This is a genomic window from Janthinobacterium sp. EB271-G4-7A (assembly GCF_020858075.1).
GTDB classification, from domain to species: domain Bacteria; phylum Pseudomonadota; class Gammaproteobacteria; order Burkholderiales; family Burkholderiaceae_D; genus Janthinobacterium; species Janthinobacterium lividum.
The window spans coordinates 170245-196090 of the sequence record NZ_JACYMI010000005.1 but is presented as its reverse complement, the minus strand read 5'-3'; the positions used below and the strand labels follow the sequence as shown (position 1 = coordinate 196090).

The window sequence follows — 25846 nt, the reverse complement described above, 5'->3', positions numbered from 1 at the left end:
TATGAATCTCACCATCAGCGGACATCATCTCGAAGTGACACCAGCCATCCGTGAATACGTACAAACGAAGCTGGAGCGCGTGAAACGTCATTTCGATCAAGTCATCGATATCGCCGTGATTCTGACCGTGGATAACCTCAAAGAGAAAGAAAAACGTCAAAAGGCTGAAGTCAACCTGCGTTTGAGCGGCAAGACTGTCTATGTGGAAAGCTTGGCGCACGACCTGTACGCCGCGATCGATACCCTGATCGACAAGCTCGATAGGCAAGTGATGAAATACAAAACCAAAGTGCAAGGGCACGGTAAAGAGGCGATCAAGCATCTGCCAGACAACTCCGAGGAAGAAGCCGTCGTCGCCGTCTAAGGCCACCCGCTTCCAGCAGTTGTGATCAACTAAGGGCGCACATCTTGCGCCCTTTTTTGCGCCTGGACCTTTTGAGCGCAATGTTCGCCGCGCAGGGGCTAAAATGTTTGCACTTTCACTTCTTTCCTGCCTGCCATGAGCGACTTCGTCCAGACTTCCATCCGCAACCGCACGGGCCATATCGTGCTCGACCGTCCGAAAGCCTTGAATTCCCTGTCGCTGGAGATGGTGCGCGCCCTGAGCGCGGCCTTGCTGGCCTGGCGCGACGATCCGCAGGTGGATGCCGTGGTGATCCGCTCCAGCAGTGAAAAAGCCCTGTGCGCCGGCGGCGACATCCGTTTCTTTTACGATGCCGGCCTGGCCACGCCGCAAGGCGGCAGCGCCATGCTGGAAGATTTCTTTACGGAAGAATATGCTTTAAATCATTTAATTCATTTCTACCCGAAACCGTATATCGCCGTGATGGATGGCGTGGTGATGGGCGGCGGCATGGGCGTGGCGCAAGCCGGGCCGGGCAACCGCCTGCGCATCGTGACGGGCCGCACGCGCATGGCCATGCCGGAAGTCAATATCGGCTTGTTTCCCGACGTGGGCGGCAGTTATTTTCTATCCCGCCTGGCCGGCCAGCTGGGCCTGTACCTGGGCTTGACGGGCTTGACGATCAACGCGGCCGATGCCCTGTACACGGGGCTGGCCGATGTCTACGTGCCTGAGGCGCAGATGGGGGCGCTGCTGGACCTGTTCGAATCGACGCGGGGCGAGGCCTTGCCTGTGGCCATCAAGGCGCTGGCGGCGCCTTTCCAGGCCGAGGCGGGGGTATCTCCCCTGGCCACGGCGCGCGCGGCGCTGGACCGCCATTTCGGCGCCCCTTCCGTGGCCGCCATCATGGCCTCGCTGGCGCAGGATGACAGCGCGTTCGCGGCCAAGGCGCTGGCAGCGATGCGCCTGCGTTCGCCCTTGATGATGTCGGTGACCCTGGAATTGCTGCAGCGGGGCGCCCACCTGGGCGTGGCCGATTGCCTGCGCATGGAGCGCACGGTGGTGCGCCACAATTTTGAACATGGCGAAGTGCTCGAGGGCGTGCGCGCGCTGGTGGTCGACAAGGACAATGCACCGCGCTGGAACCCTGCCAGCCTGGACGACGTCGATGCGGCCATGGTGGCGCGCTTCTTTGCCCCCGTCTGGCCAGCCGCGGCGCATCCGCTGCGCCACCTCGACTAATTAGCTGCGTTCGCGGTGGCGCAGGACGACGCGTTCATTCGGGCCGAAATACTGCGCCAGCCGCTCCGCCATGTACACGGAGCGGTGCTGGCCGCCCGTGCAGCCCAGGGCCACCGTCAGGTAGCTGCGGTTGTCGGACTTGAATGACGGCAACCATTTCTCGATGAAGGCGCGGATGTCGGCCAGCAGTTCCAGCGCGCTCGGCTGCGCGTCGAGGAAGGCGATCACGGGCGCATCGCGGCCGTCGAGCGGGCGCAGCGCCAGGTCGTAATAGGGATTAGGCAAGGCCCGCACGTCGAAGACGAAATCGGCGTCCAGCGGCACGCCCAGCTTGAAGGCGAACGATTCGAAGAACAGGGTCAGCGGTGCGCGTTCGGAGGCGACGATATCCTTGATCCAGGCGCGCAGCTTGTTGGCGCTCAGTTCCGACGTGTCGATCACATGGCCCAGCTGTTCGATGGCTGACAGGCGTTCGCGTTCTTCCGAGATGCACTCGATCAGCGTGCGGCGGCTGGCCGGATTCTGGTTCGGACGCAATTCGTGCGACAGCGGATGGCTGCGCCGCGTTTCCGAGAAGCGCGCCACCAGCGAATGCGTGGTGGCTGTCAGGAACATGACCTTGACGTCGTGCCCCTGGTCGCGCAGCAGGGCCACATTGTGCGGCAGGCTGGTCAGCGACTCGGCGCTGCGCGCATCGACGGCGACGGCCAGTTGCGGTGTACCTTCGTCGAGCAGGGTCTGCACCAGGCTGGGCAGCAAGGCCGGCGGCAGGTTGTCGACACAATAGTAGCCGGTATCTTCCAGCACATTGAGCGCGACGGATTTACCGGAGCCGGATATTCCGGTGATAAGGACGATATGCATACGCCGATCATACAATAAAGATCGGCGCTCTGCTTCCAAGGCAATTATCTTTACAAATTATTGCAATTTGGAATGTGATATTGCCGGGATTGGCAGGGCGCTCTCGTCACGACCGTAGGTCGGCTTAGCGCGTCGCGCGTAAGCCGACACCGCGGCATGGGCCAACAATGTCGTCGGATTACGCACGGCGTTGCCGCGCTAATCCGACCTACTTGCTAATCGCCACTCATGGCGAGTCGTTGGTGCAGCAGGGAATTCACGCAGCACAGCTGCGTGCCTGCGTAACGGTTCGCCCTTGCAAGGGCGAACTCCTTGGCAATATTAATCGCCACTCATGGCGAGTCGTTGCCGCTCCATGAACTCTTGCAAGGTATCGATGCCGCGCAATTGCAAAATCGTGTTGCGCACGGCCGCTTCCAGCAGTACGGCGATGTTGCGGCCGGCGGCGACGGGGATGACGACCTTGCGCACGGGCAAACCCAGCACGTCTTCCGTGGGGAACAGGAAAGGCAGGCGCTCGACTTCCTCTTCCAGCGCGTTGCGGCGCACCAGATGCACGATCAGTTTCAGGCGCATCTTGCGGCGCACGGCCGTTTCGCCAAAGATGGCCTTGATATCGAGCAAGCCCAGGCCCCGCACTTCCAGCAGGTTTTGCAGCAAAGGCGGGCAGCGGCCTTCGATCATGTTGGGCGCGATGCGCGAGAATTCGACGGCGTCGTCGGCCACCAGGCCGTGGCTGCGCGAAATCAGTTCCAGCCCCAGCTCGCTCTTGCCCAGGCCCGAATCGCCCGTGATCAGCACGCCCACGCCCAGCACGTCCATGAACACGCCATGCATGATGATGCGTTGCGCCAGCTTTTTAGACAGATAGACGCGCAGGAAGTCGATCACTTGCGCGGCCGGCAGCGGGGTGGAGAACAGGGGGATGTTTTGCTCGTCGCAGATAGCGAGGATGTCGGGCGGCGTTTCCAGTCCTTGCGCGATGATCAGCGCGGGCGGACCGCCGGCGATCAGCTCGCCGATCACGTGGGTGCGCGTGTTGACCTTCAGGCGCTGGTAGTAATTGATTTCCTGGTGGCCGAAGACCTGGATGCGGCCCGGATGGATCAGGTTCAAGTGGCCCACCTGGTCGGCGGCCGACGAGACATCGCCCGAGATCAGGCGCTCGCCGCCGGGGAAGCCGGCGAACCAGCCCAGTTGCAGACTTTCACGATTGTCGTCGTACAGGCGTTGTATCGTCAGTGGCGTTTGCAACATGGCAGTCTTCTTCTTCAGGAGTGGAGGAATACCTGAAGTTTAACCCGCCGCTTGCAGACTAGGTTGCCAATTGACGATGCGCGAATGTACGGATTTCGGTTCCGGATCCGTGGCCAGTGCCGTGCGGAAGGCGTCATCGGAAAACATTTCAGCGATTTCCGACAGGATTTCCAGATGTTGCTGGGTGACGTGATCGGGAATCAGCAGGAAAAACAGCAGATTGACAGGCTTGCCATCGGGCGACTCGAACGGAATCGGCTCGGCCAGGCGGACGAAGGCGCCCAGCGGCGATTTCAAGGTTTTGCTGCCCTTGACCCTGCCATGCGGCACGGCCACGCCATGGCCCAGACCAGTCGAGCCCAGGCGTTCGCGGGCAAACAGATTGTCCGAGACGGTAGAGCGGGCGATGCCGTAATTGTTTTCGAAGATCAGGCCGGCTTGCTCGAAGGCACGTTTTTTACTGGAGACTTCCAGGTCCAGCAGGACGTTTTCGAGGGATAGTATTTTGCTAAGATTAGTCATGACACTCAATGAAATGGTGCAATGCGCAGAGGGCTTGCGAGCCGAATTATAGGCCTGTTTCGGCGGCCTGTAACGCCAATTCTCAACAGTATACGCCCGCTGCGGGCGCAGTGGGCGCTACAGCCCATGTCACCATCATTTTAGCAAAAAAATAACATCGGCGTGTATCGGCTATTTCTTGATTAAAAACACGCGGCGCGCCGGTTTTTCCGCCGCCGAATGCCGATTTTCCGATTTTTCAGCGTCTTTGACATGCTCTGCGGCACTACTGCAACGTTGTTTTAAAACACAGCCAACATTCCTGTTGGCATGGTTTCATGGTGCTGCGCGGTGTTGCCTAATGTTACTGACGGGCGTTGCGCAGATTGCCCGGCATCGCTCCCGTGCTGAAGTTGCTGCGCCAAGGATTGATATCGAGGCCGCCGCGGCGCGTATAGCGCGCATACACGGACAGTTTTTGCGGCTTGCACTGACGCAAGATATCGACAAAGATGCGTTCCACGCATTGTTCGTGGAATTCATTGTGCTCGCGGAAACCGATTAGGTAACGCAACAGGCTTTCCTGGTCGATCTGCGGTCCTGCATACTCGATCTGCACGCTGCCCCAGTCGGGCTGGCCCGTCACCAGGCAATTCGATTTGAGCAAGTGCGAGACGAGTTTTTCTTCCACTGGCGCTTCGTCCAGCGCTGCCTTCAGCAGCAGCGGCGAGGGCGTGTATTGCGTGATTTCCAGGTCCAAGCGGTCCAGCAGCACGCCATCGAACTCGCCCATTTTCAGCTTGCCGAAATCTTCCTGCAAAGTCAGTTCCACTTGCACGGGCGCGCCGAAGCCGTTCGATAAATCCTGCTTGAGCAATGCCACCAGCGCATCCGGGCTGTCCAGCCTGGTCTGGTTGAAGGAGTTCAGGTACAGCTTGAACGATTTCGACTCGATGATGTTCGGCGAATCGGCCGGCGCGCTGACCTTGGCGATGGCCACCTGCGGCTTGCCACGCTGGTTCAGCCACGACAGTTCATAGGCATTCCAGATATCGAGGCCGAAAAACGGCAAGGTGCCGTGCAATTCCAGCTCGTCGCGCTTGCCCTGGCGCGGAATGGGAAACAGCAATTCCGGCGCGTAATCGGTGCGGTAGGCGGAGCTTTTGCCCAGGGGAGACAGTTCGGCGAGGTCGTTGGTGGTGGTCATGGTGATGGCGTGAATTCAGTCAAGCACGCATGGTAGCCTATTTACTAGGACGGTAAGCACTGGCGCAAAGGAATCAGTCTGGTTCGAGCAATTTCAACACCTAACAAAACCGTAGCGAGCGGAAGGGAGAGGTGGCCGAGAAGCGCAACCGTACTTTAGTACGGTGAGCATCGCAAGCCACCTATACCGACGCGCAGTAGGTTTGGTTAGGTGTACTCCATTTAACCCAGGAACAGCTTATACACAGGATTGCTGCTCTCATCCCAGTAACGGTACCCCAAGGTATCGAGGAAGCGGGCGAACTCTCCCATTTCATCGGGCGGCACTTGCAAGCCGATCAGGATGCGGCCCACGTCGCCGCCCTGGCTGCGGTAATGGCAAAGTGAAATATTCCAGTTCGGCGCCATGCTGTCGAGGAAGCGCATCAGCGCGCCCGGGCGCTCCGGGAACTCGAAGCGGTACAGCAGCTCGTCCTGCGCCAGCCGGCTCTTGCCGCCCACCAGGTGGCGGATGTGCGACTTGGCCAGCTCGTCGTGGGTCAGGTCCAGCGTCTTGAATTCGTGTTCCTCGAAGGTCTTGGCCAGCACGCTCGATTCATGCCGGTCGGCAATCTGGATGCCGACGAACACGTGCGCGGCTTTTTCATCGCTGATGCGGTAATTAAATTCCGTCACGTTGCGCGCGCCGATGAGCGAGCAGAAACGTTTAAAACTGCCCCGCTGTTCGCGCATGGTGACGGCAAACACGGCTTCGCGGAATTCGCCCAGTTCGGCCCGTTCCGCGACGAAGCGCAAACGGTCGAAATTCATGTTCGCGCCGCTGGCGATGGTGACCAGCGTTTCATTGTTGACGGGATGCTTGGTCAGGCTGGCCCGTTCCACATAGGCCTTGGCACCGGCGATGGCCAGCGCGCCGGACGGTTCCAGAATGCTGCGCGTATCCGTAAACACATCCTTGATGGCGGCGCAGATGGCGTCCGTGTCGACGGTGATGATTTCATCGACATACGCCTGCACCAGGCGGAAAGTTTCCTCGCCGGCCAGGCGCACGGCCGTGCCGTCGGCAAACAGGCCCACGTCGTTCAGGGTCACGCGCTCGCCCGCTTTCAGCGAGCGGGCCATGGCGTTCGAATCGACGCTTTGCACGCCGATGATCTTGATATCGGGACGGATCTGTTTCACGTAGGCGGCAATGCCGGCGATCAAGCCGCCGCCGCCGATGGGTGCGAAGATGGCGTGGATGGGGCCGGCGTGCTGGCGCAGGATTTCCATGCCGATCGTGCCCTGGCCGGCGATCACGTCCGGATCGTCGAACGGGTGCACGAAGGTCAGCTTCTGTTCCTTTTCCAGGGTCAGCGCGTGGTTGTAGGCATCCGTGTACGACTCGCCGTGCAGCACCACTTCCACGTTCACGCCGCCGCGGCCCTTGACCGCCTCGACCTTGACCAGCGGCGTGGTGGTCGGCATGACGATGACGGCGCGGCAACCCATGCGCGCGGCCGACAGGGCCACGCCCTGGGCATGGTTGCCGGCCGAGGCGCAAATCACGCCGCGCTTGCGTTCCGCTTCGCTCAGCTTGGACATCTTGTTGTAGGCGCCACGAATCTTGAAGCTGAACACGCTTTGCATGTCTTCGCGCTTGAAGTAAATCTGGTTGTTCAGGCGCTGCGACAGGGCAGGGGCCAGTTCCAGTGGCGTTTCGGTAGCGACGTCATAGACGCGGGCGGTCAGGATTTTCTTGAGGTAGTCGATGTTCATAGTCTGCAAGCAAGTGATTCTGGGCCAGAAAGGGTCTGGAACGTGTCGGGCGATAGCGGCGGCGCGGCGGCGGATAGCCTGGCGACAATAATGCTCTATGGAACTGCGGGCGGGTAGGCCTTTGCCGGCCGGCGCGGATTGTGCGGCGCGCAAGCTGCTCTTCATTATAATGGAGAGCCTTACTGCATCGCGAAGTGTTCCATGATCGAATCCGCAATCGCCTGGCTGCTGCAACTGATCGCAGCGCCGGAAGTCGGGCTGACATCGGTCTTTCTGATCAGCTTTATTTCCGCCACCTTGTTGCCGCTCGGCTCGGAACCGGCCGTCTTTGCCGTCATCAAGGCCAATCCCGCGCTGTTCTGGGCCGCCATCGGCGTCGCCACCCTGGGTAATACCCTGGGCGGTATCGTCGACTACTGGATGGGCTACCGGGCCAAGCAGGCGTTTGCCAAGGAGCGCGACACGCGCTGGTTCCGCTGGCTGGCCCGCTATGGGGCCAAGACCATGCTGCTGGCCTGGCTGCCGCTCGTGGGCGACCCCCTGTGCACGCTGGCCGGCTGGCTCAAGCTGCCGTTCTGGCCCAGCGTGGCCTACATGGCCGTCGGCAAGTGCGCGCGCTACCTGACCATGACGGGCTTGCTGCTGTACGTGCCCGATGGCGTATGGCACAGGATTGGACAAATGCTGGCGTAAACGGCAGGCAAACGGGTGTAATGCAACGCCAGTTTGCCCCATTTTTGGGCAGTTCGATAGTTTGCAGCAGAGTCCGATTCTTGGCATTTTTGCGTCAAAAAATCACCAAGACTGATTTTTTATTCATGTAAAAGAAGGCTTTTCCGTATTTGCTATTGTGGCGGATGGGGTGTTTAAACCTTAGGCGGCCTAAGGCTGTTCCGGCATGGTGCGGCGCAATAAGATAAAATGGGCCTTTAGGGTCCAGTCCACATCGTCACCACACTCCATGAACGCTCCCGCACATATCCAAGCTTTACTGGCAGAAACGCCGAATGGTCCCGCAGCAAGCCGCCTGCGCGAAATCCCGTATAACTACACGTCGTTTTCCGATCGCGAGATCGTCATACGCCTGTTGGGGGAGGACTCCTGGCGCCTGCTCGACGAGCTGCGCGGCGCCCGTCAGACAGGCCGTTCGGCCCGCATGCTGTACGAGGTGCTGGGCGATATCTGGGTCGTGCGCCGCAATCCGTATCTGCAAGATGACTTGCTCGACAACCCGAAGCGCCGCCAGGGCTTGATCGATGCCTTGCATCATCGCCTGGCCGAAGTCGACAAGCGCCGCCTGTCCATCGATGCGGCCGGCGGCGACGTGGCCGCCAGTGGCGAATCGCCTGAAGTTGCCAAGGCGCGTAGTGCCAATGTGGAGTTGCTGCTGAAAGCGGCCAGCAAGGCCGTGGCCGACTTTGGCGACGAATTCCGCAAGACCTACGACTTGCGCAAGCGCACGGTCAAGGTGCTGGGCCGCTACACGGAAAAACACAATGTGCGCTTCGACGGCATGACGCGCGTGTCGCACGTGACGGACGCCACCGACTGGCGTGTGGAATACCCGTTCGTCGTCCTGACGCCCGACACGGAAGAGGAAATGGCCGGCCTGGTGAAGGGCTGTATCGAGCTGGGACTGACCATCATCCCGCGCGGCGGCGGCACCGGCTACACGGGCGGCGCGATTCCATTGACGCCGATGTCGGCCGTCATCAACACGGAAAAACTCATTACCCTGGGCGCCGTGGAAATGACGGTCTTGCCGGGCCTCACGCACGAATACGCGACGATCAATTCGGGCGCGGGCGTGATCACGAATAAAGTGTCGGAAGCGGCCGAGAAGGCCGGTTTCGTGTTTGCCGTCGACCCGACCTCGGCGCACGCCTCTTGCATCGGCGGCAACGTCGCCATGAATGCGGGCGGCAAGAAGGCCGTGCTGTGGGGTACGGCGCTGGACAACCTGGCTTCGTGGCGCATGGTCGACCCCAACGGCGACTGGCTCGACGTCACGCGCCTCGACCATAACCTGGGCAAGATCCACGATATCGCCCTGGCACGTTTCCAGCTGGAATGGCGTCACCCGAGCACGCGCGACGCGACAAAGCCGAACGCACCGTTCAAGACGGAAATCCTGGAAATTCCTGGCCGCAAGTTCCGTAAAGAGGGCCTGGGCAAGGACGTGACGGACAAATTCCTCGCCGGCTTGCCGGGCATCCAGAAAGAAGGCTGCGACGGCCTGATCACGTCGGCGCGCTGGATTCTGCACAAGATGCCGAAATTCGCCCGTACCGTCTGCCTGGAATTCTTTGGCCAGGCGCGCGATGCGATCCCGTCGATCGTGGAAATCAAGGATTACCTCGATGGCTTGCCGGCCAAGGGCGAGCAATATACGACCATCCGCCTGGCGGGCCTGGAACACCTGGACGAGCGCTACCTGCGCGCCGTCGGCTACGCCACCAAGTCGAAGCGGGGCGTGCTGCCGAAGATGGCCCTGTTTGGCGACATCGTCGGCGACGATGAAAACGCCGTCGCGCAAGCGGCATCGGAAGTGGTGCGCATCGCCAACACCCGCGTGGGCGAAGGCTTTGTTGCCGTCAGCCCGGAAGCGCGCAAGAAATTCTGGCTCGACCGGGCCCGCACGGCGGCGATCGCCAAGCACACCAACGCTTTCAAGATCAATGAAGACGTGGTGATTCCGCTCAATCGCATGGGCGAATACACGGATGGCATCGAACGCATCAATATCGAGCTGTCGATCAAGAACAAGCTGCAACTGGCGGACGCCTTGAGCGAATTCTTTGGCAAAGGTAATTTGCCAATAGGCAAGAGCGACGATGCATCGGACGACCGGGTCGACGATGCGGAAATGCTGGGCGACCGCGCCGAGCAGGCACAGCAGCTGCTGGCGCAAGTGACGAGCCGCTGGACCTATCTGCTGGCCCAGCTGGACCGTCCGCTGGCGGACGTGAAGGGCGAATTGGCCGAACTGGGCATGGAACGCTTGCTGCCCGTGTTTGATGCGCGCCTGGAAACGCAGCCTGACGCCACCCTGTTCGACGTGGTGCAGGACCGCACCGTGCGCATCACCTGGAAGCAGGAAATCCGCGCCCAGTTGCGCCAGATCTTCAACGGCGCCGCATTCAAGCTGATCCTCGACGAGGCAACCGCCATCCACGCGCGCATCCTGCGTTCGCGCGTCTTTGTCGCCCTGCACATGCATGCGGGCGACGGCAACGTGCATACGAACTTGCCCGTCAACTCGGACAATTACGAAATGCTGCAGGATGCCCATCAAGCCGTGGGCCGCATCATGATTTTGGCCCGCTCGCTGAATGGCGTCATTTCCGGCGAGCATGGTATCGGCATCACCAAGCTGGAATTCTTGACGGAAGAAGAGATCGGCGAATTCCGCAGCTACAAGCAGCGCATCGATCCGGAAGGCCGTTTTAATAAAGGCAAATTGCTGAACCTGCCGGGCATGGGTGCCGACTTGCGCAATGCCTACACGCCATCGTTTGGCCTGATGGGGCATGAGTCCTTGATCATGCAGCAAAGCGATATCGGCGCCATCGCCGACAGCGTCAAGGATTGCTTGCGTTGTGGCAAGTGCAAGCCCGTGTGCTCGACCCACGTGCCGCGCGCCAATTTGCTGTACTCGCCGCGCGACAAGATCTTGGCGACCTCGTCCCTGATCGAAGCGTTCCTGTACGAAGAGCAGACGCGCCGCGGTATTTCCATCAAGCATTGGGAAGAGTTCGAAGACGTGGCCGACCATTGCACGGTGTGCCATAAGTGCGTCACGCCTTGCCCCGTCAACATCGATTTCGGCGACGTGTCGATGAACATGCGCAACTTGCTGCGCAAGATGGACAAGAAGAGCTTTAATCCGGGCACCAAGGCAACGATGATGTTCCTCAACGCCACCGATCCCGTGACCATCAACGCCACGCGCAAGGTCATGATCGGCTGGGGTTACAAGGCGCAGCGCCTGGGCCATGACTTGCTGAAGAAGTTTGCCAAGAAGCAAACCAAGGCGCCGCCGCCATCGACGGGCAAGCCGCCCGTCAAGGCGCAGGTGATCCATTTCATCAACAAAAAGATGCCGGGCAACCTGCCGAAGAAATCGGCGCGCGCGCTGCTCGACATCGAAGACGACAAGGTCATCCCGATCATCCGTAATCCGAAGACGACCACGGCCGATACGGAAGCCGTGTTCTACTTCCCCGGTTGCGGTTCGGAACGGCTGTTCTCGCAAGTGGGCCTGGCCACGCAGGCGATGCTGTGGGAAGTGGGCGTGCAGACGGTCTTGCCGCCGGGCTACCTGTGCTGCGGTTATCCGCAGCGGGGCGCGGGCGAGTTCGACAAGGCCGAGAAGATGATGACGGATAACCGCGTCCTGTTCCACCGCATGGCCAACACGCTCAATTACCTGGACATCAAGACGGTGCTCGTCTCGTGCGGCACCTGTTACGACCAGCTGGCCACCTACCAGTTTGAAAAGATTTTCCCTGGCTGCCGCATCATGGATATCCATGAGTATTTGCTGGAGAAAAACGTCAAGCTGGAAGGCGTCAACGGTACGCGCTATATGTACCACGAGCCATGCCACAATCCGATGAAGCTGCAGGAATCGGGCAAGACCATCAATTCCCTGATCAGCACGGTGGATAACGTGAAGATCGAGAAGAATGACCGTTGCTGCGGCGAATCGGGTTCGCTGGCCGTCACGCGCCCCGACATTTCCACGCAAGTGCGTTTCCGCAAGGAAGAAGAAATGGTCAAGGGCGCTGACAAGCTGCGCGGCGACGGTTTTACTGGCGACGTGAAGATCCTCACCAGCTGCCCGTCGTGCCTGCAAGGCTTGTCGCGCTACAATGACGATTCGGGCACGACGGCCGACTACATCGTCGTCGAGATCGCCAAACACTTGCTGGGAGAGAACTGGATGCCGGATTACGTGAAACGCGCCAATGACGGCGGCATTGAACGGGTGTTGGTGTGACCTGCGATCTGTGCACACTGCTCGACGGCTTTGCCAACAAGCAGGGCTGTGAAGCCTTGCTGTGGCGCAGCGAGCGCCTGTCCGTGGTGGCGGTTGATGACGCCGCCTATCCCGGCTTTTGCCGCGTGATCTGGAACAAGCACGTCAAGGAAATGACGGACCTGACGCCCGGTGAGCGCAACTATGTGATGGAAGTCGTGTGGCAAGTCGAACTGGCCGTGCGTGAAGTGATGCAGCCGGAAAAGGTCAATGTGGCCAGTTTCGGCAACATGACGCCGCACGTGCATTGGCACGTGATTCCCCGCTACCGCGACGATGCGCATTTTCCGAATCCCAGCTGGGCGGTGATCCAGCGCGAGACGGCACCCGAGGTGCTGGCCGCGCGCCGCGCCCTGTTGCCGGCCTTGCGCGACGCCATCATTCAACGTTTATCCGCATAAAGTATTGTCATGACTGAAAAAGTAGCAACGCCCCAACCCACCGGCTTGACCGTGCATAACCAGTCGCGCGTGCTCGACGTGGCTTTCGATGATGGCAGCGAATTTGCGCTGCCGTTCGAATACCTGCGCGTGTACTCGCCGTCGGCCGAAGTGCAAGGCCATGGCAAGGGCCAGGAAACCTTGCAATTAGGAAAACGCCTGGTCGGCATCACGGGCCTGGAACCGGTCGGTAACTACGCCGTGCAGCCCACCTTCAGCGATGGCCACAATTCCGGCCTGTACACCTGGGCTTATCTGTACAAGCTGGGCGCGGAGCAAGCGACCCTGTGGCAGGATTACCTGGACCGCCTGACGGCAGCCGGCTATCCGGGCGACAGCGGCCGCGACGCCAAGGCCGACATGACGGTCAAGCAATCTTCCGGACACGTCCATGGACCCAGCTGCGGGCACAAACACTAAGGTGAAAAAATAATGCGGTAAGCTTGTCGGATTGCCGCATATCCATTCGTCGTATGAATGCCCGCGCTTGCGGGCATTTTTCTTTTGGAGAAGAGACTATGGAATACATGATCCTGATCTACGCCGACGAGGCGCGCTATGAAGCCATGGAGGAGGGCCAGATGGCTAGCCTGATGGCCGACTTTGCCAGCTATACGCAAGACCTGGAGGCCGCTGGCGTGCTGCGCGGGGGCGCGGAACTGGCGCCCGTGCGCAGCGCTACCAGCGTGCGTGTGCAAAACGGCAAGCCTGTCATCACGGATGGGCCGTTCGCGGAAACCAAGGAGCAGCTGGGCGGCTATTATCTGCTGGATTGCGCCCACCTGGACGAGGCGCTGGCCTGGGCCGGGCGCTGTCCGGCCGCCTCCCTGGGCACCATCGAAGTACGGCCTGTCACGGCATAAACATGGCCGGCGACGCCATTGCGGCCGTCGAGCACGTCTTTCGCCAGGAAAAGGGCCGGGTGCTGGCCGGCCTGATGCGGCGCTTCGGCGACCTGGGTCTGGCGGAAGATGTGTTGCAGGAAGCGTGCCGCAAGGCGCTGGAACTGTGGCCGGGGGCGGGCATCCCCGATAATCCCGCCGCCTGGCTCAGTGCCGTGGCGCGCAATGCGGGCCTCGATCACGTGCGCCGGGCGGGCAAGAGCGTCAGCGAGGCCGAAGCCGTGCTGTCCTGCCTGCCGGCGGCCGTGATTGAAGAAGCGCACGCCATCGGGGACGACCGCCTGCGCCTGCTGTTCATCTGCTGCCATCCCGCGCTGGCGCCCGAGGCGCAGGTGGCGCTGGCCCTGCGCACCCTGTGTGGCTTGTCCACGGCCGAGATCGGGCGCGCCTTCGGCGTGGCGGAAGCGGCCCTGTCGCAGCGCTTATTGCGCGCCAGGCGCAAGATCGCCGAAGCGCGCATTCCTTTCGAGTTGCCACCTGAGCAAGAATTGCAGCAACGGCTAGCGCAAGTGCTGCACGTGATTTACCTGGTGTTCAGCGAGGGTTATTGCGCCAGCGGCGGCGACACCCTGCTGCGCGCCGACCTGTGCGCCGAGGCGCTGCGCCTGGGGCGGCTGCTTGACAGCCTGCAGCCCTGCCAGCCGGAAGTGCAGGGGCTGTTGGCACTGATGCTGCTGCAGGCGTCGCGCGGTCCGGCCCGCCTGTCGCCCGAGGGACATTTGCTGACCCTGGAAGAGCAGGACCGGCGCCTGTGGGATGACGCCCTGATTGCCGAGGGACTGGCGCTGCTGGAACTGGCTTTGCTTGCGCGCGCGCCAGGGGTATATCAGCTGCAGGCAGCCATTGCCGCTTTGCACGCCAAAGTTCCCACGGCCAGCCAGACGGACTGGCGCCAGATCAGCGCCCTGTACGGCGCCTTGCTGCGGCACAAGCCGGAGCCATTGATCTTGCTCAATGCCGTGATCGCCTGCGCCATGGCGCACGGTGCCGCACACGGCCTGGCCTGGCTGGCGCGGCTGGAAACCGTGCCCAGCCTTGCTAATTCGCACTATCTGCACGCGGCCCGGGCCGACTTGCTGCGCCGCCAGGGCGACCGGCCGGGGGCGCTGGCGGCGTATGCCCGGGCGGCAATGCTGGCTTCGAATGCAGTGGAAAGGCAATACCTTCTCCGGCGTCACGGGGAAATGCGCCTGCCGCTTGTATAATGCTCCCAAGTTCAAACAGACTGCCTACCATGACCAATACGACCCATTTCGGATACAAAACAGTTGCAGAAGACGACAAAGTGCGCGAAGTCGCCAAGGTGTTCCATTCCGTCGCTGCCAAATACGACGTGATGAACGACTTGATGTCGGGCGGGCTGCACCGTCTGTGGAAGACGTTTACCATTGCCAATGCGGGCGTGCGCCCCGGTTTCAAGGTGCTCGACATTGCCGGCGGCACGGGCGACCTGTCGAAGGCATTCGCCAAGCAGGCGGGCCCTACCGGCGAAGTCTGGTTGACCGATATCAATGAATCGATGTTGCGCGTGGGCCGCGACCGCCTCTTGAATCGCGGCTTGCTCACCCCCACCATGTTGTGTGACGCGGAAAAGCTGCCATTCCCCGATAATTATTTCGACCGTGTCAGCGTGGCCTTTGGCCTGCGCAACATGACGCACAAGGATGTGGCGCTGGCGGAAATGCGCCGCGTGCTGAAACCGGGCGGCAAGCTGCTGGTGCTGGAGTTTTCCAAGGTGGCAGCACCCCTGCAAAAGCCGTACGACCTGTATTCGTTCTCGGTCTTGCCGTGGTTTGGACAGAAAATCGCCGGCGACGCGGAAAGCTATCGCTACCTGGCAGAATCGATCCGCATGCATCCGGACCAGGAAACGCTGAAGACCATGATGGAAACGGCGGGCCTGGAGCGCGTGCAGTACTACAATTTGACGGCAGGCATTGCCGCTTTGCATACTGGCATCAAGATGTAATTCAAGCTGTAACTCACCAAGCCGGTGATTTTAGGAGATGGAATGAAATTGAAGAAATTTATGGTCGGCATGATGTTGGCCGCGACCACGGTATCCATGCTGGGCGAGGCGCTGGCCCGTCCCATGGGCGGTGGCCGTTCGTTTGGCCGCCAGTCGCAAAACGTGGGCCGCCAGGCGCCCGCACCGGCGCCAACGCCGGCACCGGCCGCCGCGCCACGCCAGGCGCAACCTGCGCCGGCCCCCGCGCCGGCGCCTGCCGCCAAGGCGCCGAGCCGCTGGAAGGGTTTGCTGGGCGGCGCCTTGCTGGGCCTGGGCCTGGGCGCGCTGCTGTCGCATTTTGGCCTGGGCGGCGCCCTGGCCAGCATGATCAGCACCCTGCTGATGGTGGCCTTGCTGGCCGGCGTGGCGTTCTTCATCTACCGCATGGTGCGCGGCAAGCGCGACAACAATGCTGGCGGCAATGCGCCGTTCGCGGGTTTTGGCGGCAGCCAGCCTGCGCCAGCCGGCAACGTGCCTGACATCGGGTCGCGCATTCCACCGCTGCCGCCGCTGCAGCCTGTCTCGTCCGGCGTAGGCCTGGACAAGCCGGTCCCGGTCCCGGCACCGGCCGCCGCGCCATGGGGCGTGCCAGGCGACTTCGACAAGGATGCCTTCCTGCGTCACGCGAAAAGCAATTTCATTCGCCTGCAAGCGGCCTGGGACAAGGCGGACGTCAACGATATCCGCGAATTCACATCGCCGGAAGTGTATGCGGAACTGCGCATGCAAATCCAGGAACGGGGCGCGCAGCCGGACTTTACCGATGTCGTCACCATCGATGCCGAACTGCTGGGCATCGAGACGAGCGTCAACGATTACCTGGCCAGCGTGAAGTTTACTGGCCTGATCCGTTCGGCGCCTGGCGCGGCAGCGGAACCGTTCGCGGAAGTATGGAATATGTCGAAACCCGTCAGCGGCAATAGCGGCTGGGTCTTGGCAGGCATCCAGCAATTGAATTAATTGTAAAAACTTGCTGAATAATGGCTTAAGTCCATGCGGAATGCATGATGCTTAACAGATATTTCCTGCTGAACTGGTAAGATCGAAACCGCCCACGTTGTTTTACGGGCGGTTTTTTCTTTTTAGGGGCGCGCCTGGCGCGCTGTATATAGATGGCACCACTTCCCGATCTCTCCCTGATGACGCCCGTCATCGCGACAATTAACCATTTGCTGGCGCAAGAACCGTGGGCGCGCCAGCAGCTGGCCGTGCACGCTGGCAAGCTGGCCTGTATCGACACGGGCGCCGTGGCCTTGCGCCTGCGCGTCGACAGCGCAGGCATGCTGGAGGCGGCGCCGGCCGATATGCCGGCCAGCGTCACCATCCGCGTGAAATTGTCCGATGTGCCGCTGATCCTGCAAAACCGCGAGCGGGCGTTTTCCTACGTCAAGATCGAAGGCGATGCCGAGTTTGCCAATGCGATTTCGCAATTGAGCAAGGGCTTGCGCTGGGAAGCGGAGCACGACCTGGAAAAGGTCGTGGGACCCATGCTGGCAACGCGCCTGGTTGCCGGTGCCAGGGATGCCGCCGCCTTTGTGCGCACGGGCCAGCAAAAACTGGCGGAAAACGTGGCCGAATATTTTCTCGACGAACAGCCCATGCTGATCCGTCCTTCTACCTTGCAAGAGTATTCCGCTGGCGTGACGCGCGTGCGCGATGACGTCGAACGCCTGGCCAAGCGCCTTGCCCGGCTGGAAAAGGCGGCCGCCGCCGTCCAGCCGCAGTCTTCCTCACCGGATTTGTCTACATGATATTGAAATTCCTGCGCCTGTTTAAAATCATCCGTGTTTCCATCAAGTACGGTCTGGATGAGATAGCGATTTCTGGTCTGCAAGTTCCCCGCACCGCCAAATTGATCGACACCCTGATTTTCTGGCGCGACCTGTCGTCGCCACGGGGCTTGCGCCTGCGCCTGGCGCTGGAAGAGCTGGGTCCGATTTTCGTCAAATTCGGCCAGGTGCTGTCGACCCGGCGCGACCTGATGCCGCTCGACATCGCCGAAGAGCTGGCACGCCTGCAAGACCGGGTGCCGCCGTTTGATTCCGACCTGGCCATCGCGCAGATCACCAAGTCCCTCGGCGCGCACCCGGATCAGCTGTTTGCCAGCTTCGAGCGCGAACCGGTGGCATCCGCCTCGATTGCCCAGGTGCACTTCGCCACCTTGAAAGATGGCCGCGAAGTGGCCGTGAAGGTTTTGCGTCCAGGCATGAAAAAGCTGATCGACGAAGACGTGGCCCTGATGCACATCGCCGCCGACTGGACCAGCCGCCTGTGGGCCGACAGCAAGCGCCTGAAACCCAAGGAAGTGGTGGGCGAGTTCGACAAATACCTGCACGACGAGCTGGACCTGATGCGCGAGGCGGCCAACGCCAGCCAGTTGCGCCGCAATTTCGCCAACTCGGAATTGCTGCTGGTGCCGGAAATGCACTGGGATTATTGCTCCAGCAGCGTCATCGTCATGGAGCGCATGTATGGGATTCCCGTGTCGCAGACCGAGCGCCTGGTGGCGGCCGGCGTGGATTTGCGCAAGCTCTCCAGCGATGGTGTGGAAATTTTCTTCACGCAAGTGTTCCGCGACGGCTTTTTCCATGCGGACATGCACCCGGGGAATATTCTTGTATCGATCGCGCCCGAATCGTTCGGCCGCTATATCGCGCTCGACTTCGGCATCGTGGGAACGTTGAACGACTACGACAAGGATTATCTGTCGCAAAACTTCCTCGCCTTCTTCCGCCGCGACTACAAGCGCGTGGCCGAGGCGCATATCGAATCGGGCTGGGCGCCGAAAGACACGCGTGTCGATGAGCTGGAAGCGGCCGTGCGCGCCTGCTGCGAGCCGATCTTCGACCGTCCGCTGAAGGATATTTCTTTCGGACAAGTTTTGCTGCGACTGTTCCAGACTTCGCGCCGCTTCAACGTGGAAGTGCAGCCGCAACTGGTGCTGCTGCAAAAGACCCTGCTCAATATCGAAGGCCTGGGCCGCCAGCTGGACCCGGAACTGGACCTGTGGCAAACGGCCAAGCCGTATCTGGAAAGATGGATGAGCAACCAGGTGGGGCCGCAAGGCTTCATGGAGCGCCTGCGCGCAGAGGCGCCCCGTTATGCGCACATCTTCCCGCAATTGCCGCGCTTGCTGCACCAGGCCTTGACGGTGCATGGCGAGCCGCGCGAAAACGAGGTGGAACTGATGAAAACCTTGCTGGCGGAGCAACGCCAGACGAATCGATTGCTGAGCTTTATCGTGTACTTCGTGGGCGCCTTCGCCCTCGGCGCGCTGGGCTTGCAAGTGTTCATGCGCTGGCATCAACTGCCGTTTTAACGGCCTGAGGACGCAAGTGATGGCTGACTTCACCACCCGCGATCCGCTGTCGCCCGCCTTCTGGGACGAGCGTTTCGAGAAGCAATTCACGCCGTGGGACCAGGGCGGCGTGCCGTTGCGCCTGCGCAGCTTTGTTGCAGGCAGCCCGGCGCCGCTGCGCTGCCTGATTCCTGGCTGCGGCTCGGCCTATGAACTGGTCTTCATGCTGGATCACGGCTGGGATGCCACGGCCATCGACTTTTCGCCGGCCGCCGTGGCCGCCGCGCGCGCTGTCGTCGGTGCGCGGGCAGGGCAGGTGGTGGAAGCGGATTTCTTTGCCTGGGAACCCGAGGCGCCCTTGGACCTGATCTATGAACGGGCCTTCCTGTGCGCCATGCCGCGCGCCATGTGGCCGCAGGTGGCGGCCCGCTGGGCGCAGCTGCTGGCGCCGGGCGCCATGCTGGCCGGTTACTTTTTCTTTGATGACAATGTCAAGGGGCCGCCATTTGGCATATCGCGTGAGACACTGCAGGAATTGCTGGCGCCGCATTTCGACTGCCTGGCCGACGAAGCCGTGGACGATTCCATTGCCGTCTTCGCCGGCAAGGAGCGCTGGATGAGCTGGCGCCGCCGGGCGGAGTGAGGCGGGCGGGGCATTTTCCGCTGGGGACAAAGGAAAAGCTTTATAATTCAGGGTTTTTGATGATTTTCTCGGAGTAGAGATGCCGATTTACGCTTACCGTTGTGACGAGTGTGGTTTTGCCAAGGATGTCTTGCAAAAGATCTCCGATCCAGTACTGACGGTGTGCCTGTCGTGCGGCAAGCCCAGTTTCAAGAAACAATTGACGGCCGCCGGTTTCCAATTGAAGGGCACTGGCTGGTACGCGACCGATTTCCGCGGCGGCACGGCGCCCACCACGGCCATTCCAACGGGCCCCGCCGATGGCGCCAAGCCCGCCCCGGCTGCCGAGAGCGCGCCTGCTGCTGCGCCTGCCCCGGCTGCCACTGCGCCGAAAGCGGACTGAAAAGCGCGCCGCGCCGATACGATCCATTACCGAGAAACTGATGCGTAAATACTTTATTACCGGATTGCTGATTTTGGTTCCCCTGGCCATTACCGCCTGGGTCCTGAATCTGGTGATCAGCACGATGGACCAGTCGCTGTTGCTGGTGCCCGGCAGTACGCAGCCCAGCGTATGGTTCGGCCACAAGATTCCCGCGCTGAGTACCATTCCCGGCCTGGGCACGGTATTGACGGTGCTGATCGTGTTCTTCACGGGTTTGCTGACGAATAACCTGGTCGGCAATTACGTGGTGAAACTGTGGGAGAAATTGCTGCAACGCATACCCATCGTCAATTCCCTGTATTCGAGCGTCAAGCAAGTGTCGGATACCCTGTTTTCCCCGTCGGGCAATGCCTTCCGCAAGGCCGTGCTGGTGCCATATCCGCACCAGAACTCCTGGACCATCGCTTTCCTTACCGGCGTGCCGGGCGGCGATGCGGCGAACCACCTGGTGGGTGACTTTGTCAGCGTGTATGTGCCGACGACGCCGAATCCGACATCGGGCTTTTTCCTGATGATGAAGCGCAGCGATGTCGTCGAACTCGACATGAGCGTCGATGCGGCGCTCAAATATATTGTCTCGATGGGCGTGGTGGCGCCTGCGGAAGTTGTTGCTGTACCGGCCCCGGCAGCCAAAGAATAAAGGCAGGCGTCCCATGCGGGACGTGGCCGGATTGAACACTCACTAACCTGAACTGAGAATTTTATGTCTATGCGTACTGAATACTGCGGCCTCGTTACCGAAGCCATGCTGGGACAAACCGTCAGCCTGTGCGGCTGGGTACATCGCCGCCGCGACCACGGCAGCCTGATTTTCATCGACTTGCGCGACCGTGAAGGCCTGGTGCAAATCGTCTGCAACCCGGAACAAGCGGAGATGTTCAAGGTCGCCGAAGCCGTGCGCAACGAATTCTGCCTGCGCGTAACGGGCGTCGTGACCAACCGTATCGAAGGCACCATCAACAACAACCTGAAATCGGGCAAGATCGAAGTGGTCTGCTCGGAACTGGAAGTGCTGAACCCTTCCGTGCCCGTGCCGTTCCAGCTGGACGACGACAACTTGTCGGAAACGACGCGTCTGACGCACCGCGTGCTGGACCTGCGCCGCCCGCAAATGCAGAACAACCTGCGCCTGCGCTACAAGGTGACGATGGAAGTGCGCAAGTACCTCGATGCGCTGGGCTTCATCGACATCGAAACGCCGATGCTGACCAAGTCGACGCCAGAAGGCGCGCGCGATTACCTGGTGCCGTCGCGTGTCAACGCGGGCAGCTTCTTCGCCTTGCCGCAATCGCCACAGTTGTTCAAGCAACTGTTGATGGTTGCCAACTTCGACCGTTACTACCAGATCACCAAGTGCTTCCGCGACGAAGACTTGCGCGCTGACCGCCAGCCTGAATTCACGCAGATCGACTGCGAAACCTCGTTCCTGACGGAACAGGAAATCCGCGACCTGTTCGAAGACATGATCCGCGTCGTCTTCAAGAACACCCTGGACATCGACCTGCCGAACCCGTTCCCGGTGATGGATTTCGCCGAAGCGATGGGCCTGTATGGTTCCGACAAGCCGGACATGCGCGTCAAGCTGGCCTTCACGGACTTGACCGAAGTCATGAAGTCGGTCGAATTCAAGGTCTTCAACGGCGCCGCGAACATGAAAGGCGGCCGCGTGGTTGCCCTGCGCGTACCGCAAGGCGGCAGCATGCCCCGTTCGGAAATCGACGCCTACACCCAGTTCGTCGCCATCTACGGCGCCAAGGGCCTCGCTTACATCAAGGTCAACGAGAAAGCCAAGGGTCCTGAAGGCTTGCAGTCGCCGATCGTCAAGTTCCTGCCTGCCGATGTGCTTGCCACGATCCTCGAGCAGACGGGCGCGCAAGACGGCGACCTGATCTTCTTCGGCGCGGACAAGGCCAAGGTCGTCAACGACGCCATCGGCGCGCTGCGCGTGAAGATCGGCCACAGCGAGTTCGGCAAGAAAGCCGGCCTGTTCGAAGACGTGTGGAAGCCATTGTGGGTGGTCGACTTCCCGATGTTCGAGCACGACGAAGAAGCGGACCGCTGGACGGCGACCCACCATCCATTCACGGCGCCGAAAGACGGCCATGAAGACATGCTGGAAAGCGATCCGGGCGCCTGCATCGCCAAGGCTTACGACATGGTCTTGAACGGCTGGGAACTGGGTGGCGGTTCGATCCGTATCCACCGCGAAGAAGTACAAAGCAAGGTCTTCCGTGCACTGAAGATCGATGCCGAAGAAGCACAGCTGAAATTCGGCTTCCTGCTCGATGCCCTGCAATATGGCGCGCCACCGCATGGCGGCCTGGCATTCGGCCTGGACCGTATCGTGACCATGATGACGGGTTCCGAATCGATCCGCGACGTGATCGCCTTCCCGAAAACCCAACGCGCGCAAGACTTGCTGACCCATGCGCCGTCGGAAGTGGACGAGAAACAATTGCGCGAACTGCACATCCGCTTGCGCAGCACCGAGCCAAAAGTAGCGTAATGGCCAAGGCGGCCGTTCATGCGGCCGCTACCATTTTTACTTGCTGAGGCAAAAAAGGCGCTGCGAGGCGCCTTTTTCATTCTTGATATGAGCCATAAAATTCCCGTTTCCGTGCTGGTCGTCATCCATACGGCTGACCTTGATGTCTTGCTGATCGAGCGCGCGGGCCAGCCCGGTTTCTGGCAATCGGTGACGGGTTCCGTCGATGCCGTCGACGAACCGCTGCTGCAGACGGCCGCGCGCGAATTGTGCGAGGAAACCGGCATCGTTGCCGATGGGCGCGACATCGTGCTGCGCGACTGGAACTTGTCGAATGTGTACGAGATCTATCCGATCTGGCGCCACCGCTATGCGCCTGGCGTGACGCGCAACACGGAACACGTGTTCAGCGTGCAAGTGCCGCGCGACATCGCCATCACCTTGAGTCCCCGCGAACACTTGCAGTACGCGTGGCTGCCCTACCTGGCGGCGGCCGACCGCTGTTTCTCGTCGTCCAACGCGGAAGCGATTTTGCAATTGCCGGCCATGACGGGCCTGGCGCGCCCCACCTGATTTTCCTAGAAAGCATTCCATGTTGAACTGGTTACATTTGACGACGCAGCAAAAACTGCTGGGCACCCTGGGCATCGTTTTTTGCCTGTGCTTTATCTTTCTGCTGTTTGGCTCCACCGTGCCCGGCCGCACGCCACCGATCGGCATGCCGCTGATGGCGATCGGCTGGCTGCTGCACCCGGGTGCGTTTGCCAAGGGCAAGCGCACCGTGGCCTGGCGCGGCGCGCCCTTGCTGGTCAAGATTGTCTGGGCGGCCGGCATTACCGCGCTGATCGTCAGCGTGACGGCGGGCGTGGGACGCATGCTGGCCTGATTGTGCGTGGTAGGTGCGCACGCGCACCTACGCCGGCGCCGCGCGGGGCCTGTCAGGGAGTAGAATCAAGGCATGAAAATCCGCGTAGCAACTTATAATATACACAAGGGCGTCTCCTCCGTGCGGGGCTTGCCCCGCGTGCATGCCTTGAAGCAGGCGATTGCCCTGTTCCATGCCGATGTCGTCTTTTTGCAGGAAGTGCAAGGCAAGCACGACCGCAATGCGGCCCGCTTTGGCGCCGAGAAAAACGGCCACAAGCATTGGCCGGAAGCGTCGCAGCATGAGTTCTTTGCCGGCGCCGAGCACCATTCCGCCTACGGCATGAATGCCGTGTATGACCATGGCCACCATGGCAACGCCTTGCTGAGCAAATTCCCCATCGCCTCGCAAACCAACCACGATGTGTCCGACCATGCCTATGAACAGCGCGGCATCCTGCATTGCGTGCTCAAGACGCCGCAGGCGGACGTGCACTGCTACGTCGTCCACTTGGGCCTGTTCGAATCGGGACGGGGCCGCCAGACGCAGGCGCTGATCGATGCCGTCATGGAATCGGCGCCGAATGGCGAACCCGTCATCATTGCCGGCGATTTCAACGACTGGCGCAACACGCTCAGCGACAAGCTGCGCAATGCGCTCGGCGTGGTGGAAGTATTCGACCAGCGCGCGTCGAATTCGGCCCTGGGCGACCTGGTGCGCACCCTGGCGCGGCGCCAGACGAAGACGCCGATCCCCGTGCCGGCGCGCACCTTTCCCGCCGCCTTGCCGTGGTTCCGCCTGGACCGCATCTATGTGCGCGGTTTCCACGTGGAAGGCGCGCAAGTGATGCATGGCACCCTGTGGGCAAAACTGTCGGACCACGCGCCGATCGTTGCCGCTTTGAAACTCGCGTAGACTGCCAGCATGCGCACAGTCAATTTCATCGCCCACAATGACATCAAGCTGCTGTATTGCGGCACCGATTATTTCCCCGCGCTGATTGCCGCCATCGACGGCGCGCGCTCGGAAGTCTATTTCGAAACGTATATCTTTGCCGACGACGCCACGGGCACCCTGGTGCTCGATGCGCTCAAACGTGCCGCCGCGCGCGGCGTGCTGGTGTGCATGATCACGGACTGGTTCGGCACGGGCAACCGCCGGGTCAAGGCCATGCATGCGCAGCTGGAAGCGGCTGGCGTGCACCACCGCATCTTCAATCCGTGGTTCCGGCGCGGCATCACGCGCACGCACCGCAAGATTTGCGTGGCCGATGGCGAGATCGCCCTGGTGGGCGGCATCAATATCAACGACGACATGTTTTGCGACTACGACCACAACATCAGCCTGGCAGCGCCGCGCTGGGATTTCGCCGTCCAGGTGAAGGGCCCGCTGGTCGACGCCATCCACGAGGAGGTGCAGGCGCAGTGGGCGAGGCTGGGCAAGATGAACCTGGTGCGGCGTATCAAGCTGTACCGCAAGATGCGCGTCGTTAGCAAGGAGCTGGCGAAGAACCCCGTCGTGGCCGGTTTTGTCGTGCGCGACAACCTGCGCAACCGCCGCACCATCCAGCGCGCCTATTTGCAGGCGCTGGGACAGGCACGCAAGAGCGTGATGCTGGCCAACCCGTATTTCGCGCCCGGGCACAAGCTGCGCCACGCCCTGGCCCAGGCGGCCCTGCGGGGCGTGGACGTGGTCCTGTTGATCGGCGTGGGCGAATTCCGCATGCAAGATGCCGTGGCGCACTCGTTTTACCCGAAACTGCTGGCCGCCGGCGTCAAGATCGTCGAATACCGCAAGACGCAGCTGCACGCCAAGGTGGCCGTCGTCGACGATGACTGGGCGACGGTGGGTTCCAGCAATATTGACGCGCTGAGCCTGTTCCTGAACCAGGAAGCGAACGTGGTGATCAAGGACGTGGCGTTCGCGCAAAGCCTGCGCCAGCACATCGAGCAGGGCGTGGCCGACGGCATCGTCATTCACCAGGATGATTTCAAGCACATCGGGCGTTTCCAGCGCATCGGCTATGAAGCCGCATTTCTCGTGTACCGGCTGGTGATGCGCATTTTTTCAGTAGGCAAGTACGCATGAACGAGATGACAACGGTAAGGCTGGACAAATGGCTGTGGGCGGCGCGCTTCTTCAAGACGCGCTCGCTGGCCAGCGAAGCCGTCGACACGGGCAAGGTCAAAGTGGGCGGCGAGCGCGTCAAACCGGCGCGCAGCGTGCGCGTGGGCGACGAGCTGGCCATCGATAATGGCGCGGAGACGTGGGAAGTGGCCGTGCTGGGCCTGTCCGACAAGCGCGGCGCGGCCCCCGTGGCACGCTTGCTGTATGGCGAAACGCCGGCCAGCATCGCCCGCCGCGAGCAACTGGCCGAGGAGCGCAAGCTGTTCCGCGAGCCGGGCACCACCATCAAGGGGCGGCCGACCAAGCGCGACCGTCGTCAACTGAGCAAGGCAGGCGACCTTTCCTGAGGTTCGTCTGTTGTGGGCAGGCAAGGGCGCGCGACGCTTTTGCCTGCCTGAAATCAATAGAAACACGCGGCTTTAGAATGCTGCGCTGCACCAAT

At 61.2% G+C, this 25846-nt stretch carries 26 protein-coding genes; 21 read left to right on the top strand and 5 right to left on the bottom strand.

Annotated features, from left to right (window positions below; genetic code table 11):
* The first annotated feature begins 1 nt into the window (after position 1).
* On the top strand, positions 2-364 hold the full coding sequence (gene hpf, locus IGS58_RS25755) for a ribosome hibernation-promoting factor, HPF/YfiA family (RefSeq protein WP_034778388.1): 363 nt from the start codon (positions 2-4) through the stop codon (positions 362-364).
* A gap of 135 nt (positions 365-499) precedes the next feature.
* Positions 500-1585: an enoyl-CoA hydratase/isomerase family protein gene (locus IGS58_RS25750; RefSeq protein ID WP_230523044.1), complete on the top strand. Its 1086-nt coding sequence runs from the start codon at positions 500-502 to the stop codon at positions 1583-1585.
* Here the strand turns inward: IGS58_RS25750 and rapZ are convergent, their stop codons facing one another.
* From rapZ to ilvA, 5 genes are all read right to left on the bottom strand, one after another.
* Entirely contained in the window at positions 1586-2449 is an 864-nt protein-coding gene (rapZ, locus tag IGS58_RS25745; protein ID WP_035824128.1) for an RNase adapter RapZ, read from the bottom strand.
* Between the two features lie 321 nt (positions 2450-2770).
* On the bottom strand, positions 2771-3706 hold the full coding sequence (gene hprK / locus IGS58_RS25740; protein WP_034753337.1) for an HPr(Ser) kinase/phosphatase: 936 nt from the start codon (positions 3704-3706) through the stop codon (positions 2771-2773).
* A 39-nt stretch (positions 3707-3745) separates the two neighbouring features.
* Positions 3746-4228 (bottom strand): PTS sugar transporter subunit IIA, encoded by a 483-nt coding sequence (locus tag IGS58_RS25735; RefSeq protein ID WP_034753339.1) that lies wholly within the window; start codon positions 4226-4228, stop codon positions 3746-3748.
* Between the two features lie 343 nt (positions 4229-4571).
* Positions 4572-5414: an NADPH-dependent 7-cyano-7-deazaguanine reductase QueF gene (gene queF, locus IGS58_RS25730; protein ID WP_230523043.1), complete on the bottom strand. Its 843-nt coding sequence runs from the start codon at positions 5412-5414 to the stop codon at positions 4572-4574.
* A gap of 221 nt (positions 5415-5635) precedes the next feature.
* Positions 5636-7171: a threonine ammonia-lyase, biosynthetic gene (gene ilvA / locus IGS58_RS25725; protein ID WP_034753344.1), complete on the bottom strand. Its 1536-nt coding sequence runs from the start codon at positions 7169-7171 to the stop codon at positions 5636-5638.
* A gap of 201 nt (positions 7172-7372) precedes the next feature.
* On the opposite strand from ilvA, the gene IGS58_RS25720 reads away from it, so the two are divergent.
* From IGS58_RS25720 to IGS58_RS25630, 19 genes are all read left to right on the top strand, one after another.
* The gene (locus IGS58_RS25720) at positions 7373-7864 is read left to right on the top strand and encodes a YqaA family protein (RefSeq protein ID WP_034778395.1); all 492 of its coding nucleotides are present in this window, start codon (positions 7373-7375) and stop codon (positions 7862-7864) included.
* A gap of 268 nt (positions 7865-8132) precedes the next feature.
* Positions 8133-12173: a DUF3683 domain-containing protein gene (locus tag IGS58_RS25715; protein ID WP_230523042.1), complete on the top strand. Its 4041-nt coding sequence runs from the start codon at positions 8133-8135 to the stop codon at positions 12171-12173.
* The gene (locus IGS58_RS25710) at positions 12170-12613 is read left to right on the top strand and encodes an HIT family protein (protein ID WP_070278972.1); all 444 of its coding nucleotides are present in this window, start codon (positions 12170-12172) and stop codon (positions 12611-12613) included. Before IGS58_RS25715 ends, IGS58_RS25710 begins: the two co-directional genes overlap by 4 nt.
* A 9-nt stretch (positions 12614-12622) precedes the next feature.
* On the top strand, positions 12623-13072 hold the full coding sequence (locus IGS58_RS25705) for a gamma-butyrobetaine hydroxylase-like domain-containing protein (protein WP_034778401.1): 450 nt from the start codon (positions 12623-12625) through the stop codon (positions 13070-13072).
* Between the two features lie 98 nt (positions 13073-13170).
* Positions 13171-13515 carry a YciI family protein gene (locus IGS58_RS25700; protein ID WP_034778403.1) on the top strand — a complete coding sequence of 115 codons (345 nt, stop codon included), beginning with the start codon at positions 13171-13173 and terminating at the stop codon, positions 13513-13515.
* A 2-nt stretch (positions 13516-13517) separates the two neighbouring features.
* Complete coding sequence (locus IGS58_RS25695; protein WP_230523041.1) at positions 13518-14759, top strand: RNA polymerase sigma factor; 1242 nt, start codon at positions 13518-13520, stop codon at positions 14757-14759.
* A gap of 29 nt (positions 14760-14788) precedes the next feature.
* Complete coding sequence (gene ubiE, locus IGS58_RS25690) at positions 14789-15523, top strand: bifunctional demethylmenaquinone methyltransferase/2-methoxy-6-polyprenyl-1,4-benzoquinol methylase UbiE (RefSeq protein ID WP_034778407.1); 735 nt, start codon at positions 14789-14791, stop codon at positions 15521-15523.
* Positions 15524-15565: 42 nt separating this feature from the next.
* Complete coding sequence (locus tag IGS58_RS25685; protein WP_230523040.1) at positions 15566-16522, top strand: Tim44 domain-containing protein; 957 nt, start codon at positions 15566-15568, stop codon at positions 16520-16522.
* A 152-nt stretch (positions 16523-16674) separates the two neighbouring features.
* Positions 16675-17313, top strand: a complete 639-nt coding sequence (locus tag IGS58_RS25680; protein ID WP_230523039.1) for a ubiquinone biosynthesis accessory factor UbiJ — start codon at positions 16675-16677, stop codon at positions 17311-17313.
* The gene (gene ubiB, locus IGS58_RS25675) at positions 17310-18881 is read left to right on the top strand and encodes a ubiquinone biosynthesis regulatory protein kinase UbiB (RefSeq protein WP_034778413.1); all 1572 of its coding nucleotides are present in this window, start codon (positions 17310-17312) and stop codon (positions 18879-18881) included. Before IGS58_RS25680 ends, ubiB begins: the two co-directional genes overlap by 4 nt.
* 19 nt (positions 18882-18900) lie before the next feature.
* On the top strand, positions 18901-19503 hold the full coding sequence (locus tag IGS58_RS25670; protein WP_230523038.1) for a methyltransferase: 603 nt from the start codon (positions 18901-18903) through the stop codon (positions 19501-19503).
* A 79-nt stretch (positions 19504-19582) separates the two neighbouring features.
* Positions 19583-19885, top strand: coding sequence for an FmdB family zinc ribbon protein (locus IGS58_RS25665; RefSeq protein ID WP_230523037.1), 303 nt, complete (start codon positions 19583-19585; stop codon positions 19883-19885).
* Positions 19886-19925: 40 nt separating this feature from the next.
* On the top strand, positions 19926-20567 hold the full coding sequence (locus tag IGS58_RS25660) for a DUF502 domain-containing protein (RefSeq protein ID WP_034778417.1): 642 nt from the start codon (positions 19926-19928) through the stop codon (positions 20565-20567).
* Between the two features lie 63 nt (positions 20568-20630).
* Positions 20631-22433 (top strand): aspartate--tRNA ligase, encoded by a 1803-nt coding sequence (gene aspS, locus IGS58_RS25655; RefSeq protein WP_071653294.1) that lies wholly within the window; start codon positions 20631-20633, stop codon positions 22431-22433.
* Positions 22434-22520: 87 nt separating this feature from the next.
* Positions 22521-22985 carry a dihydroneopterin triphosphate diphosphatase gene (gene nudB / locus IGS58_RS25650; RefSeq protein ID WP_070257697.1) on the top strand — a complete coding sequence of 155 codons (465 nt, stop codon included), beginning with the start codon at positions 22521-22523 and terminating at the stop codon, positions 22983-22985.
* A 19-nt stretch (positions 22986-23004) separates the two neighbouring features.
* Positions 23005-23298 (top strand): hypothetical protein, encoded by a 294-nt coding sequence (locus tag IGS58_RS25645; protein ID WP_070257698.1) that lies wholly within the window; start codon positions 23005-23007, stop codon positions 23296-23298.
* Positions 23299-23370: 72 nt separating this feature from the next.
* Complete coding sequence (locus IGS58_RS25640) at positions 23371-24192, top strand: endonuclease/exonuclease/phosphatase family protein (RefSeq protein WP_034778424.1); 822 nt, start codon at positions 23371-23373, stop codon at positions 24190-24192.
* A gap of 9 nt (positions 24193-24201) precedes the next feature.
* A complete protein-coding gene (gene clsB / locus IGS58_RS25635; protein ID WP_034778426.1) occupies positions 24202-25365 on the top strand; it encodes a cardiolipin synthase ClsB in 1164 nt (387 codons plus the stop codon).
* Positions 25362-25751 carry an RNA-binding S4 domain-containing protein gene (locus tag IGS58_RS25630; protein WP_034778428.1) on the top strand — a complete coding sequence of 130 codons (390 nt, stop codon included), beginning with the start codon at positions 25362-25364 and terminating at the stop codon, positions 25749-25751. Before clsB ends, IGS58_RS25630 begins: the two co-directional genes overlap by 4 nt.
* Positions 25752-25846: the final 95 nt, after the last annotated feature.